The sequence below is a fragment of the Zoogloea sp. genome (assembly GCF_041911615.1).
Lineage (GTDB): Bacteria > Pseudomonadota > Gammaproteobacteria > Burkholderiales > Rhodocyclaceae > Zoogloea.
Map to the genome: position 1 here is coordinate 16817 of NZ_JAYROR010000064.1, position 14240 is coordinate 31056.

Sequence of the window (14240 nt, forward strand, 5' to 3'; positions counted from 1 at the left end):
ACCCATGCGCCCCCTCGAACGCATCGCCCCGCGCGCCGCCGACCTGGGCGACGGCCTCGTCGTCCGCCGCGTGCTGCCCACCCGCCAGCGCCGCATGGTCGGCGCCTGGTGCTTCCTCGACCACGCCGGCCCGATCGACTTCGCCCCCGGCGGCGGCATGCACGTGGCCGCCCATCCCCACACCTGCCTGCAAACCTTCACCTGGCTGATCGAGGGCGAAGTGCTGCACCGGGACAGCCTCGGCAACGAACAGGTGATCCGCCCCGGCCAGGTCAACCTGATGACCGCCGGCCACGGCATCGTGCACACCGAGGACTCGCTTCCCGACGCCCGCCGCCTGCACGCCGCCCAGCTGTGGATCGCCCTGCCGCCCGCGCTCGCCGACTGCCCGCCGGACTTCGCCCACTACCCGACGCTGCCGCGCTGGCACGACGGCGGCTGCACCTTCACCCTGCTCGCCGGGCAGTTCGGCGCCAAGATTTCTCCCGCCCGGGTGCACACCCCGCTCATCGGTCTGGACATCCACGCGCCCCCGGACACGCCTTTCCTGGAACCGGGCACCACCCTGCCCCTCAGGCCCGGCTTCGAGTACGGCCTGCTGGTCCTCGAAGGCCATTGCCGGATCGACGACACGGCGTTTGCCACCGACGAATTCGCCTATCTCGCCCCCGGCGCCACGCGCGCGGTGCTGTGGCTCGCGCCGGGCAGCCGGGTGCTGCTGCTGGGCGGCGAACCCTTCGGCGAGCCCGTCACGATGTGGTGGAATTTCGTCGGCCACGGCAAGGACGCCATCGCCCACGCCCAACGCGACTGGGAAGCCGGGGACGCGCGCTTCGGCGCCGTGCCGGGCAGCGACGGCCGGCGCCTCGTCGCCCCGCCGCTGCCGTGGGCCGGTTACGGCCCCGCGGAGGGCTGAGCGCCGCGCCCCGTCAGGGCCGCGCCGATGGCCTGGCCACCGCGCACCACGCCGCGTAGCCGCCGTCCAGCGGCCGCACCGAGCGGTAGCCCGCATCGCGCAGGCGCACTGCCGCCTGGATCGCCCCGGCATCCTCGGGGCAGGCGCAGAGGGTCACGATGGGCGCGGCCTTGGGCCAGTCGCCCACCGCGTCGGCGAGACGATCATGCTCGGCCACCCGGGCGCCGGGGATCGGTCCGAGCTCGGCCACCATCGACGCCCCGCGCAAATCCAGCAGCAACGGCGGCGCATCCGAATCGAGGGCGGCGAGGAGTTCCGCCGCGCTGATGCGCGGCACCGCGCCCAGGCGCCGGAAGCGGTATTTCTGCCACAGCTTCCAGCCCAGCCACAGGCCCGCCAACGCCACCAGCCAGAGCGCCGCCCGACCAGCGTGCGCCTCCAGCGCGGCGATCAGCGCCAGCACCGCGTCCTGGGCCAGCCAGCCGACGCCCAGGGCGAGCCCGGCCCACAGGCCGGCCCCCGCGCCGGCCGCCGCCAGAAAGCCCGCCGGCGCCATGCGCAGCGCCCCGGCGATCGGCGGCGCGACGGTCGAAAAGCCCGGCACGAACTTCGCCACCACCAGCGACGAAACGCCCCAGCGGATGAAGTGCGCCTCGGTCTGGCTGACGCACGACGCCGGGTTGATCGACAACCGGCACAGCCCCGCCAGCACCCGGTAGCCGAAGCGCCGCCCGGCCGCGTACCACAGCGCGTCGGCGATCACCGAGGCGACGATCGCGGCGGCCAGCACCCGCGCCAGCGGCCCCGGCGCGGCGAGCAGGCTGCCGGCGATCAGCAGCGTCGGCACCGCCGGCACCGGCAGGCCGATCTGCTGCAGCAGCACGTTGACGAACACGACGGTGACGGCGTCCCGCTGCAGGGTGTGCTGAAGATGAGCGATGTCCATGGCGCAAGCATCGCACGGGGCGGGCGCCCCCGCAGCTACGGAAAACCCGCGCCTCAGCCGCGCTTGCCCACCAGCACCACCCCGGCCACCACCAGGGTGCCGCCGAGCAGCTGGAACAACCCGATCGGCTCGGCGAGGATCAGCCAGCCCAGGAACAAGGTCACCACCGGGCCGAGGGTGCCGATCAGCGACACCGGCCCCGCGCCCAGGCGGCGGATCGCCTCGGACACCATCCACACCGGCAGCACCGTCGAGAACAAGGCCATCGCCGCCGCCAGCCCCAGCACCGGCGCGGGCTGCACCAGCAGGCCCAGCGGCCGGGTCAGGGCGAAGTGGCCCAGACACAGCAGACAGGCGATGGCGCTGGCCCAGGCGGTCACCCGGGCCGCGCCGAGGCGCCCCACCGCCTGGCCATTGCCCATCAGGTAGAGCGCGTACGAAACCGCGCTACCAAACACCAGCGCCCCCCCGACCCACACGTTGTGGGCGTTGCCGGCCACCCCGGCGATGTCCAGGTCGTGGGCCACCGCCAGCGCGATGCCGGCATAGCACAAGCCGATGCAAGCCAGCGCCCGGCGGGTGATCGGCTTGCCCAGGAACAGCGCCGAGAACACCACCACCAGCGTCGGGTAGGCGAACAGGATCAGCCGCTCGAGCGCCGCCGAGATGTACTGCAGACCGAGGAAGTCCAGATAGCTGGCGAGGTAGTAGCCGGTGAGGCCGAGGCCGAACATCAGCCCCACGTCCCGCGCGGCCAGCGGCGCGTGTCGCTGGCGCCGCCCATCGATCCAGCCCAGCGCCAGGAAGAACGGCAGCGACAGGCCCATGCGCAGGGCGAGCAGGGTCACGGCATCGACGCCGTAGGGGTAGGCCAGCTTGATGAGGATGGCCTTGAACGAGAAGCCCACCGCGCCGAGCAGGGCGAAGAGCAGCCCGAGGCGGTGGCCGGACGGGGTCATGGAGAGCGGATGCGACGAAAGGACGGGGCCTGAGTGTAGCGCGCCGCCTCCTTCCTGGGCGACGCCGACGGGCTCAGCCCACCGTCGGCGGCGCCGTGCCGGCCCCCGCCACCGCCAACGGGGCGACGCGCGGCAGATCGAGCACGAAGCGCGTACCGACGCCCGGCTCGCTGTGCACCGCGATGCTGCCGCCGAGCACCTGGACCACCAGATTGTGGGCGATGTGCAGGCCCAGACCGGTGCCGCCGCGGCCCATCCGGGTCGTCACGAAGGGGTCGAAAACCCGCGGCAGCAGCGTCGGCGCGATTCCGCTGCCGTCGTCGTCGACGCGGATGACGACCCGGTCGTCGGCCGCCGGGTCGACGCCGATGCGGATGTGCCCGTCGCTGCGCCCCTCGAAGGCATGGGTGACGGCGTTGCTGACCAGATTGGTGAGCACCTGGCCGAGGGGGCCGGGATAGCTTTCGAGGTGGATGCCCGGCGGCAGCGACACCTCGATGGTGGCGCCGCTCTTCTTGAGGAGCGGGCGCAGGGTGAGGACGATCTCGCTGGTCAGCTCGTCCAGATCGAAGCCGCGCCGCTGGGAGCTGGTCTGGTCCGCCGCCACCTGCTTGAAGCTCGTCACCAACTCGGCGGCGCGGGCCAGGTTGCGGCCCGCGATGTCGGTGCCGGTATCCACCGCTTCGAGCAACTGGTCGAGCATCGAGCGGCGCAAACCCCCGGCACTCTGGGCCCGGAAGGTAGACAGCGCGCCGCGCACCGACGACACCGCCATCACCCCGTTGCCCAGCGGCGTGTTCAGCTCGTGGGCGATGCCCGCCACCAGCGAACCGAGGGACGCCAGCTTTTCGGCCCGGACCAGTTCGCCGAGGGTGAGCTGCAGGCGCTCGACGGTGGCGGCCAGCTCGGTGTTGGCCTGGTGGAGCTGCTCGGTACGCTTCTCGACGCGCGCCTCCAGCTCGGTGTTGAGCTGGCGGATCTCGCTCTCGATGCGGCGCAGGGCGGTCACGTCGCGTACCACCCAGACGGTGCGCGCCAGCCCGGCGATGCTGACGTTGCGGGTGATGATCGCCGCGAGGAAGCGGTTGCCGTCGCCGCGGCGCAGCAAGGCTTCGGTCTGGGCGATGCCCTGACTGGACAGGCGGGTGTAGAACTCGGCGCGCTCGGCGGGATCGTCCCACAGGGCGATGTCCACCCCGGTGTAGCCCAGCAGCCGGCTCGCCGGCAGGCCAAGGAGCTGGCAGACCGCCTCGTTCACCTTGATGAAGGCGTAATCCCGCTGCGGATCGAGCACCCCGATGCCCACCGGCGAGGCGTCGAAAATGGCCTGCAGTTCCTGCTCCCGGGCCCGCAGCACCTGGTGCATGCGCTCCAGGTCGGCGGACAGGTTGTTGAGCTCGAAGGTGCGCAAACGCGGCCATTCGCCCGGCGCCTCGCCGTCGGCCACCCGCCGGGCGCGCTCGGTGATGGCGTTGATCGGCCGCGCCACGCTGGTCGCCCAGAACGGCGCCAGCAGCACCCCGAGCAGCAGCGAGCCGACCAGCGCCGCCACCCCCAGGTCGACGGCCGGCCCGATGCGCGGGTTGGCGATGCCGCTGGGCGAGCGAACCAGAAAATACCAATCCAGCCCGTGGGAATGGGCCAGCGCCGCGTCGAAACGGCGGCCGTCGAGCACCACCGTACCGATCGGGTCGCGGGTTTCCCGCGCCCGCAGGAACAAGGCCTCGCCCGCCAGGTTGACGGTGCCGACCCGCCCCGGCCGGTCGCTGTCGGCGAGCACCTCGCCACGGCGGTCGAGGATCGACACGCCCTGGGCACCGCTGCCCGAGGCCGCGCGCAAGGTCTTGAGCAGGTAGGCCAGCGGCACCTCGCCGACCAGCACGCCCCTGCCCGCCGGCACGCCGATGCCCACCGTGATCGCCCCCGACACCGGGGAGATGTACTTGTCGCTCCAGGCCGCCTCGCGCCGGCTGCGCACCCGCAGCAAGAGCGGATCGCGGGAGAGATCGTTGCCGACCAGCTGCTCGCGCCGCCCCAGCCCGGCCGAGTGGGCCACCCCCACACGGGCGATGGCGTCGTCGGCGCCCACCTGGTAGATCGCCACGAAGGCGCCGCCCTCGGCCACGGCCTGGTCGAGGGCGGCCTGCACGTCCACGCCCGGCGTGGCGGCCATCAGCGCCGCCAGCATGTCCAGCTGCGCTTCCAGCGCACCGAGGATGACCTCACTGCGATGGGCCAGATCGGTGGCGTCGGCGCTCAGCTCGGCGCGGGTCTCCGCGGTGATCTGCGGCACCCGCACGAAGAACAGCACCGCGCCGATGACCACGAAAGTCACCAGCGAACTGGTGCACAGCAGCCAGATCAGCAGCGTGCGCAGATGCCAGCGGCGCGTCATCGGGTTCATTCCGCCACGAACCGCCCGTCGCGCACCACCATGAAATAGATTGCCCGCTCGGCATCCCCGTTGGCGTCGAACACCACCTGCTGCTGCAGCCCCGGATAGGGCCCGAAGCGCAGCAGGGCGTCCTTCACCGACATGCTCGGCGTGCGCCTGTCGAGGGCTTCGAGCAGCACCGTGGCGGTGTCGTAGCCGAGCACCGCGCCGAAGGCCGGCATCTTGCCGTAACGCAGCTGGTAGGCCTCGCGGAAGGCCGTGAAGCGCGGCGAGGTATCGCCGTGGTCGTAGTTCTGCCCGAGCCGCAGCCCTTCCACCGCCCGCCCGCCCAGTTCGATGAGCTGGCTCGCGCCCGCCCATTCGGCGGCGATCAGCGGCATCTCGGGGGCGAGCTTGCGCACCTGCTGGGCCAGCCGTGCGCTGTCCACCGCGTTGGCGATCAGCACCACCGCGTCGGGACGCGTCGCCACCAGGGGGCGGCACACCGCCTCGTAGCCCACCGAATTCGACTTGAAGGTCTGGGTCGTCAGCACCTTGCCGCCGAGGGCCTCGAAGGTCTTGGAGAACTCCTCCAGCCAACTCTCGGAAAATGCGCGGTTGTCGCCATTGACCGCCACCGCCACCCTTCGCACACCGCTCGTCCAGTAATACTCGGCGTAATGACTGGCGTCCTCGCGGGTCGTCCAGTTGATGCGGAACAGCAGATCGTCCTTGCCGCGGTATTTTGCCGCCGACGCCGTGGGCGAGATCATCAGCACGCCCGCGGGTTCGGTAATGGGCTGGACCACGTCGACCATCGCGCTCGTCATCGGTCCGACGACCACGTCCACCCCGCCCGCAACCAGTTCCTGTACGGATTGCCGCGCCGCCTCGGGGCCCGCGCCCACGTCACGCATCAACACCTCGACAGGGCGGGCCGGCACGCCGCGACGGCGGCTGTCGTCCAGGTCCAGCAGAAAACCGTTACGGGCCGATTCGCCCAGGTCCGACGAGCGGCCACTCAGCTCGGCCACGAAACCGATGCGCAGCGGCGGCGGCGCCCCGCAGCCCGCCAGCGCCAGCACCCCGAGGCAGCCCGCCAGCCAGCGTCGCAGGCGCCTCATGATGCGCACCCCGCCAGCCAGGCGAGGCAGGCCTCCTCTTCCATCGGACGGGCGTAGTGGAAGCCCTGCGCCTCGCTGCAGCCCAGGCGGGCGACCTCTGCGGCCACCTCGGCGGATTCGACCCCTTCGGCCAGCACCGTCAGGCCCAGCTCGCGACCGAGAACAATGATCGTGCGGGCAATACGGGCGCCCTGCTCGCCGCGCTCGAGCCCGCGCATGAAACTGCGGTCGATCTTCAGACGGTCGGCCGGCAGGCGCTCCAGGTAGGACAGCGACGAGTAGCCGGTGCCGAAATCGTCGATGGCCACCGTCACGCCCATCTCGCGCAGCGCGCGCAGATGCTCGGCCGCCGGCTCGAGGCCGCCGACCGCCACCGACTCGGTGACTTCCACCTCCAGCGCCGAGGCCACGCAGCCCGTCTCGGCCAGCGCCTCGCGCACCTGGGCCAGAAAATCCGGCTGGCGGAGCTGGATCGGCGAAACATTGACCGCCATCCGCAGCGCCGGATGCCCCGCCGCGCGAAAACGCTGCAACGCCAGCAGCGCCGCCTGCAGCAACCAGCTGCCCATCCCGACGATCAAGCCCGACTGCTCGGCGATGGGAATGAAATCGTCCGGCGGCACCTCTGGCCTATCTTCCCGTCGCCAGCGCAGCAACGCCTCCACGCCGGTGACCCGGCCGGTGGCGAGCGCCACCTGCGGCTGATAGACCAGCGACAGGCGCGACTGATCGAACGCCAGGCGCAGGTCGCGCAGCAACTGGGCACGCTCCCGCGCCTCGGCCCCCAGCGCCGGCGAGAAGCACACGGTCTGGGCCAGGCCCTGCGCCTTGGCCCGCTTGAGGGCGAGGTAGCTGTCCTTCAGGTACTCGATGCCCGAGCGCCGATCGCCCTGCAGCGCCACCAGCCCGACGCACACCGAAACCGGGTGATGCACCGCCTCGATCAGCATCGGCGCCCGGAAGCAGCCCTGGATCGCCGGCCCATTGACCGTTTCCGCCGGCCCCAGCACCGCAAAGGCGTCGCCCGCCAGCCGCGCGACGAACACCCCGCCGGGCAGCTCGGCCAGGCGCTGGGCCGTGAGGCGCAGCAAGGCATCGCCGTAGTCGTGGCCCAGCACGTCGTTGGCCGACGCGAACTGGTCCACGTCGACGATGGCCAGCGCCTGCGCCATGCCATCGTGCCGGGCGAGGCAGGCATTGATCTCGCACACCAGCGCGGTGCGGTTGGGCAGGCCCATCTGGCGGTCGACGAAGGCGTCCCGGCGCAGCTCGGCCACCAGGTCGACGTTCTTGGCGCACAGGGCGATGTTGGTGCAGAAGACTTCGAGCAGCTCCTGGTCCACCGCACGGATCGGCCTCGCCGAATCGATGAACGCGGCGAAGCCTTCGTCCGCCGTCTTGCGGAAATACAGCGCCATGCTGCGCGGATGCACCAGGTTGCGACGCCCCTGCAGCGCGTCGGTCAGCTGGGCGGCGATCCACGGATCTTCGATCTCCGACAGGCGGCGCTGGATCAGGTGGCGGAAGTGCCCCGCCGCGGCGATGACCCGGAAACGCGGCTCGCCGTCGCCGGCCGGGCCGTCCTCGGCGGCGGCGCACACCAGCCCTTCGGGCTCGACCCCGAGCAGGCCGGCGATCTGGGTGATGACGCCCTCCGCGAACGCCTGCAGCCCCTGGTCGGCGATGAACTGGTTGCTCGCCGCGACGATCTTCTCGAGGCCGGCACGGGTCGCCTCGAGCCGCAGCAGCTGATCGTAGGCGCGGATCGCCGAGGTAAGGGTGGCGAACAGCTTGGCCTGGGTCAGCTCGCCCTTGGTCTTGTAGTCGTTGATGTCGTAGCGGGTGATCGTCTCGCATTCCGGCGCATGGCCGGGCTGGCCGGTGCGCAGGATGATGCGGGTGTTGGTCACGCGCAGGTCGTTGCGGATCGCGTCCACCAGCCGGAGGCCGGCGTCCTCGCTTTCCATCACCACGTCGAGCAGGATCACCGCGACGTTGCCCTGACGACGCAAGGTCTCCAGCGCGTCCGCCGCCGACATCGCGTGGAGCAGCGCCAGCGGACGCCCGAGGATGCGGATGCCGGCCAGCGCGAAGCTGGTGGTCTCGTGCACATCGCGGTCGTCGTCGACGACCAGGATGCGCCACGGCGGCAGGAAAGCCGCCTCCGGCTCGGGGCCCTCTTCGTCCAGGAATACCAGGGGGTCGTCCGGCTGGCTCATTGCGCGTCTCCGTCGATGATCGTCGTCTTCGACAACCTTAACGGCAGGCTCGCCCCTTTCCGCAGGGGAAAACCGCGTCAGACGCACCTATCGCCGAGGCACCTTGGCGCCGGCACGCGCCGCGCGCCGCCCCCGTCGGACGACGCTCAGTGGTGATGCTCCATCGGCGCCGGCGCGGTCAGCTCGCGCACCTCGGCCTTCACCTCGACGGTCTCGACCTTCTTGTCCTTGCCCTCGACCTTCAGCGTGATCGGCACGATCTCGCCTTTGGCCAGCGGCTTCTTCAGGTCGATCAGCATCACGTGATAGCTGCCGGGCTTGAGTTCCAGCGGCTGGCCGGGCAGCACCTCGACACGCGGTACCGCGCGCATCTTCATCACGTTGTCGGCCATCACCATCTCGTGGATCTCGACCACGTTGGCGGCCGGGCTGGCCACGCCGACCAGGGTTACCCCGCTCTTGCTGCTGAGCTTCATGAAGGCGCCGGTGGCCTTTTGGGCCGCGACGGTGCCTCGCACCCACGGGTTCGCGACTTCCAGGTCGGCAGCCACGGCCGACACGGCAAACAGGCCGGCCATGGCGAGGCCGGCGGCGGGGCGGATCAGGGACGAAAGCTTCACGGACGACTCCTCGGATTGGACGGGTGGAGCTTAACGCGGGCGGCACCGCCGCGGCGGCAACGGCCGCGCTGCTGCGACCTTTTGCCGCATAATTGTCGGGATGTTGCGGTCCGGGGACGCGCTTACATCGGCTTACAAGACATCCGGCACCCCGGCGCCGGCCCGGCGATCATACGACGGTCACTCACCTTCGCCGGAGCGCGTCGCCATGTTCAAGAAACTGTCCGCCCTGTATGCCCTGGTCCGCAAGGACGTGCGCATCCTCTGGTACGCGCTGCGCCACCCGGCACGGCCGGGCTGGCTGCTGCCGGCGGTGGTGGGGCTCGGGCTGTACCTGCTCTCGCCGATCGACCTGATCCCCGACCTGCTGCCGGGCATCGGGCTGGTGGACGACCTGGTGCTGATCCCCCTGGTGATCGCGTGGCTGGTGAGCCGCCTGCCCGCAGAACTGCGGCGCGGCGCTGCCGACGCGGCGCGAACCCTCGACGCGGTCCCGGTGCGCAGCCGCGCCGGACGCGGTTGAAGCGACGCGCCTACGACCAGGTGACGGTAGCCGCCAGCAGGTAGCCGGCGCCGTAAACCGTCTTGATGAGCTTGGCGTGCTGGGGGTTTTCCTCGAAGCGCCGACGCAGGCGCGAGATGCGCAGGTCGATGCTGCGGTCGAGCGCCGACACGTCCCGCCCGTCTAGGAGCTGTTCGCGGGTCAGGATGTGGTTGGGATGGGCAAGCAGCACGCCCAGCAACTGCGCCTCGGCGGTACTGAGGGTTTCCGCCTGCCCGCCGGGGCTGGTCAAGGTGTTGCTGCCGGGCTCGAAGCGCCAGCCCGCGAACTCCGCGACGCGCAGGGTCGGGTCGGCCGGCATCGCGACCTGGCCCGGGTAGCGGCGCAGGATGCTGCGCACCCGGGCGATCAGCTCGCGCGGCTCGAAGGGCTTCACCACGTAGTCGTCGGCGCCGAGTTCGAGGCCCATCACCCGGTCGTGGGTGTCGGCACGCCCGGTGACGACGAGCAGGCCGCAGGTGTGCTTGCCGCGCAACTGCTGCAGCACGGTCATGCCGTCCATGTCGGGCAGGCCCAGGTCGAGCACGACCAGGTCGGGCACCTGGTGGCGCAGGCCGTGGAAGAAGGCCTCGGCGGTGCGGAACAGCTCGGCGCGATAGCTGAATTTTTCGAGGGTGTCGGCAATCAGGCGGGCGATCGCCGCCTCGTCCTCGACAACGTAGATCAGCTCGGGTTTGCGGGTGTGGGCCATCACAGCTACGAAGCTTGGCTCAAGCGGCCAGCGGACGCAAGGCGGCGAGCAGCTTGTCCCGCGAGAAAGGTTTGGCGAGGAGCGGCAGATCGGCGTCCATGCCCAGTTCGTGCTGGGATTCGGCGAAACCGCTCATCAGCACGACTGGCAGATCGGGGCGAAACCGCCGCACGAAACGCGCCAGCGCCCGCCCGTCCATCGCCCCGGGCATCACCACGTCGGAGATCACCAGCGCGATGGCCGGAATGTTCTCGACCATGTCGGCCGCCTCGGCCCCATTCTCGGCCTCGACCACCGCACAGCCCAGTTCGGAGAGCTGCATCCGCACCACGGTGCGCACATCCACGTCGTCCTCGGCGAGCAGGACGAGCTTGCCGGCGAGGTCGGTCTCGTCCACCTCGGCGCCGAGGGGCACGGCTTCGGTCTGTTCGGGCTCCGCGACGCTGGGCAGCAGCAGCGCCACCGTGGTGCCGCGGGCCTGGCGGCTGCGGATGCGCACGCCGCCGCCCGACTGCTTGACGAAGCCGTACACCATCGACATGCCCAGCCCACTGCCCATGCCGAACTGCTTGGTGGTAAAGAAGGGCTCGAAGACCCGCGCCAGGGTGCTGCCGTCCATGCCCATGCCGTTGTCGGTGACGGCGATCTGGACGTAATCGCCCGGCGGCACCTCCAGATCGGCCGCGGCATGTACGTTGAGGTGCTCCAGCGACGACTCGATGCGCAACTCGCCGCCGTTGGGCATCGCGTCGCGGGCGTTGAGCGCCATGTTGAGCAGCGCGTTCTCCAACTGGTGGGCATCGACCATCGCCACCAGGCAGGGCTCGCGGCTGGCGGTGCTCACCGCGATGGTGCCCGGCAGCGAGCGGCGGATCAGCTTCGACATGCCCAGGATCAGCTCGTTCACCTCCACCGGGCGCGGCTCCAGCGGCTGGCGGCGGGCAAAGCCGAGCAACCGGCGGATCAGCTCGGCGCCCCGGTTGGCGGCCTGCATCGCGGGCTCGACGAAGTTCTCGGTGAGCGGATCGTTGGGGTGGTTCTCCTTCAGCGCGACGAGGTTGCCGATCACCACCGTCAGCATGTTGTTGAAGTCGTGGGCGAGCCCGCCGGTGAGCTGTCCGATGGCCTCCATCTTCTGGGCCTGGGCCAGGGCCAGCGCGATGCGACGGCTCTCGGTGACATCCACCGAGTGCACGTAGCAGCCGATCACGCTGCCCTCGGCGACATCCGGCACCAGCGTGCTGCGGGCGAACACCGGTGTGCCGTCGCGGCCGGTCATCGAATATTCGTAGGTCACCCGCTCGCCAGCCAGGGCGCGCTCCACGTGGGGCGAGACAATGCCCCACACCTCCTGCCCGACGATCTCGCGGATCTGCCGGCCTTCGATCTCCGGCGTGGACCAGCCAAACCATTCGGCGTAGCCCTTGTTGGCGTAGCGGTAGATCCCGCCACGGTCGAAATAGGCCACCGCGGCGGGAATCGCGTCGGTGATCTCGCGCAGGCGCTGCTCGCTGCGGCGCAGCGCGCCAGTGATCGCCTTGTTCGACTCGATCGCCGCGGTGAGCTCGGCGTTGGCGCGGGTCAGCGCGTCGGTGCGCAGCCGGATGTGCTCCTCGAGCTCGGCTTGATGGCGGGCGATCTGGGCCTGGCTGTGGCGCTGGCCGGTGATGTCGGTATAGACGGTGATGAACCCCTGGTAGGGCAGCGGAAACCCGCGGATCGACAGGATCTGCCCGTTGGGCCGCACTCGCTCGGTGACGTGGGGCTGGAAGCTGCGCGCCCGCGCCACCCGCTCGGCGACCTGCTGGGCCGGATCGCCCGGGCCGTAGTCGCCGCGCTCGGCGTTGAAGCGGATGAAGTCCTCGAAGCTCACCCCGGGCTTCGCCAGCGATTCGGGAAAATCCAGCAGGCGCAGGAAGGTCGTGTTCCAGGCCACCATCCGCAGTTCGGCGTCGAACACCGTGACGCCCTGGTCGAGCAGGTCGAGCCCGGCGCCCAGCATCTCCCGATAGCGCCGATCGAAGGACGGCGGCGTCTCGGCCGCTGCGCCTTGCGACGCCTCGTTTCGATCCCCGCCCGCTTCCATCTCCTGTCCGCTCATCCGCAGCTCCACTTCCGTCACTTTTTCCGATTCTAGCCAGCGTCCGAACGGACCGCGGGCCCGGACATGATTGAGTACATTTTCACGAAATTTCCGACAAACTTGTCTGCGAACCTTCTCCCCGATCCCCGGCAGTCCGGCCAGGGAAACCAGCGCGTAGCGCGCGAGCACAAGAACGGAGACAGGTTCCCATGAAGATTCTCGTACCCATCAAGCGGGTCGTCGATTACAACGTCAAGATCCGCGTCAAGGCCGACCAGAGCGGCGTCGAGCTGGCCAACGTCAAGATGGCCATGAATCCCTTCGACGAGATCGCCGTTGAAGAAGCCGTGCGCCTGAAGGAAGCCGGCACCGCCACCGAGGTGGTGGCCGTCTCCGCCGGCGTCGCCCAGTGCCAGGAAACCCTGCGCACCGCCATGGCCATCGGCGCCGACCGGGGCATCCTGGTCGAATCCGACGCCGACCTGCAGCCGCTGGCCGTCGCCAAGCTGCTCAAGGCCATCGTGGCCAAGGAACAGCCCAAGCTGGTGATCCTCGGCAAGCAGGCCATCGACGACGACGCCAACCAGACCGGACAGATGCTCGCCGCGCTGCTCGGCTGGCCCCAGGCCACCTTCGCCTCCAAGGTCGAGGTGAGCGGCGACGGCGTGCGCGTGACCCGCGAGATCGACGGTGGCCTCGAAACCCTGGCCCTGCCGCTGCCGGCGGTCATCACCACCGACCTGCGCCTGAACGAGCCGCGCTACGCCACGCTGCCCAACATCATGAAGGCCAAGAAGAAGCCGCTCGACACCGTCAAGCCGGCCGATCTGGGCGTCGACGTGGCCCCGCGCCTCACCACCCTCAAGGTCGTCGAGCCCGCCGCCCGCAGCGCCGGCGTCACGGTGGCCGACGTGGCCCAGCTGATCGACAAGCTCAAGAACGAAGCCAAGGTGCTCTAAGCGCCCCGCACTGCGCCCGCGCGCCCTGTAGGGGCGAATTCATTCGCCCGCGGACTTCGACTGACCGACTGAGGGCGAATGCATTCGCCCCTACAAAACCGGAGACACAGAACATGCCCATCCTCGTCATCGCCGAACACGACAACGCCGGCCTCAAGGCCGCCACCCTCAACACCGTTTCCGCCGCCACCAAACTGGGCGCCGACATCGAAGTGCTGGTCGCCGGCAGCAACTGCGGCGCCGCCGCCGACGCCGCCGCCAAGCTGGCCGGCGTCGCCAAGGTCAAGGTGGCCGATGCCGCCGCCTACTTTGATCAGGGCGCCGAGAACCTCGCCGCGCTGCTGGTCGACGTGGTCAAGGCCGGCGGCTACAGCCACGTGCTCGCCCCCGCCACCACCTTCGGCAAGAACGTCCTGCCGCGCGTCGCCGCGCTGCTGGATGTCGCGCAGATTTCCGACATCACCGCCGTCGAATCCTTGGATACCTTCGTGCGTCCGATCTACGCCGGCAACGCGCTGGCCACCGTCAAGTCGGCCGACCCGGTGAAGGTCATCACCGTGCGCACCACCGCCTTCGACGCCGTCGCCGAAGGCGGCAGCGCCGGGGTCGAGGCCGTCGCCGCCGGCCCGGATCTTGCCCAGAGCACGCTGGTCGGCCGCGAGCTCACCAAGTCGGCCCGCCCGGAGCTGGGCGCCGCCAAGATCATCGTCTCGGGCGGCCGTGGCCTGGGCAGCGGCGATGCCTACCGCGCCACCCTCGAACCGCTGGCCGACAAGCTCGGCGCCGC

At 70.4% G+C, this 14240-nt stretch carries 12 protein-coding genes; 4 read left to right on the forward strand and 8 right to left on the reverse strand.

Features of this window, described 5'->3' with window-relative positions:
• The first annotated feature begins 4 nt into the window (after positions 1–4).
• Entirely contained in the window at positions 5–916 is a 912-nt protein-coding gene (locus ACE3P2_RS07230; RefSeq protein ID WP_374262745.1) for a pirin family protein, read from the forward strand.
• A 13-nt stretch (positions 917–929) separates the two neighbouring features.
• Here the strand turns inward: ACE3P2_RS07230 and ACE3P2_RS07235 are convergent, their stop codons facing one another.
• The 6 genes from ACE3P2_RS07235 to ACE3P2_RS07260 form a co-directional block, all read right to left on the reverse strand.
• Entirely contained in the window at positions 930–1862 is a 933-nt protein-coding gene (locus ACE3P2_RS07235) for a VTT domain-containing protein (protein ID WP_374262748.1), read from the reverse strand.
• Between the two features lie 53 nt (positions 1863–1915).
• Positions 1916–2821 (reverse strand): DMT family transporter, encoded by a 906-nt coding sequence (locus tag ACE3P2_RS07240; protein WP_374262751.1) that lies wholly within the window; start codon positions 2819–2821, stop codon positions 1916–1918.
• A 73-nt stretch (positions 2822–2894) separates the two neighbouring features.
• On the reverse strand, positions 2895–5216 hold the full coding sequence (locus ACE3P2_RS07245; protein WP_374262754.1) for an ATP-binding protein: 2322 nt from the start codon (positions 5214–5216) through the stop codon (positions 2895–2897).
• Positions 5217–5221: 5 nt separating this feature from the next.
• The gene (locus tag ACE3P2_RS07250; RefSeq protein WP_374262756.1) at positions 5222–6319 is read right to left on the reverse strand and encodes an ABC transporter substrate-binding protein; all 1098 of its coding nucleotides are present in this window, start codon (positions 6317–6319) and stop codon (positions 5222–5224) included.
• Complete coding sequence (locus ACE3P2_RS07255) at positions 6316–8538, reverse strand: putative bifunctional diguanylate cyclase/phosphodiesterase (protein WP_374262758.1); 2223 nt, start codon at positions 8536–8538, stop codon at positions 6316–6318. The genes ACE3P2_RS07250 and ACE3P2_RS07255 overlap by 4 nt, the downstream gene beginning before the upstream one ends.
• Before the next feature lie 146 nt (positions 8539–8684).
• Complete coding sequence (locus ACE3P2_RS07260; protein ID WP_374262761.1) at positions 8685–9158, reverse strand: copper chaperone PCu(A)C; 474 nt, start codon at positions 9156–9158, stop codon at positions 8685–8687.
• A 208-nt stretch (positions 9159–9366) separates the two neighbouring features.
• On the opposite strand from ACE3P2_RS07260, the gene ACE3P2_RS07265 reads away from it, so the two are divergent.
• On the forward strand, positions 9367–9681 hold the full coding sequence (locus ACE3P2_RS07265) for a YkvA family protein (protein ID WP_374262762.1): 315 nt from the start codon (positions 9367–9369) through the stop codon (positions 9679–9681).
• 10 nt (positions 9682–9691) lie between these two features.
• Here the strand turns inward: ACE3P2_RS07265 and ACE3P2_RS07270 are convergent, their stop codons facing one another.
• Both ACE3P2_RS07270 and ACE3P2_RS07275 read right to left on the reverse strand, forming a co-directional pair.
• Positions 9692–10411 carry a response regulator transcription factor gene (locus ACE3P2_RS07270; RefSeq protein ID WP_374262765.1) on the reverse strand — a complete coding sequence of 240 codons (720 nt, stop codon included), beginning with the start codon at positions 10409–10411 and terminating at the stop codon, positions 9692–9694.
• 19 nt (positions 10412–10430) lie between these two features.
• Positions 10431–12512 carry a PAS-domain containing protein gene (locus tag ACE3P2_RS07275; RefSeq protein WP_374262768.1) on the reverse strand — a complete coding sequence of 694 codons (2082 nt, stop codon included), beginning with the start codon at positions 12510–12512 and terminating at the stop codon, positions 10431–10433.
• A 191-nt stretch (positions 12513–12703) separates the two neighbouring features.
• Here ACE3P2_RS07275 and ACE3P2_RS07280 point away from each other — a divergent pair, with 191 nt between their 5' ends.
• Positions 12704–13453, forward strand: a complete 750-nt coding sequence (locus ACE3P2_RS07280) for an electron transfer flavoprotein subunit beta/FixA family protein (RefSeq protein WP_374262770.1) — start codon at positions 12704–12706, stop codon at positions 13451–13453.
• Positions 13454–13566: 113 nt separating this feature from the next.
• Positions 13567–14240, forward strand: a 674-nt coding sequence (locus ACE3P2_RS07285) for an electron transfer flavoprotein subunit alpha/FixB family protein (RefSeq protein ID WP_374262772.1), incomplete at its 3' end; no start/stop codon positions are given.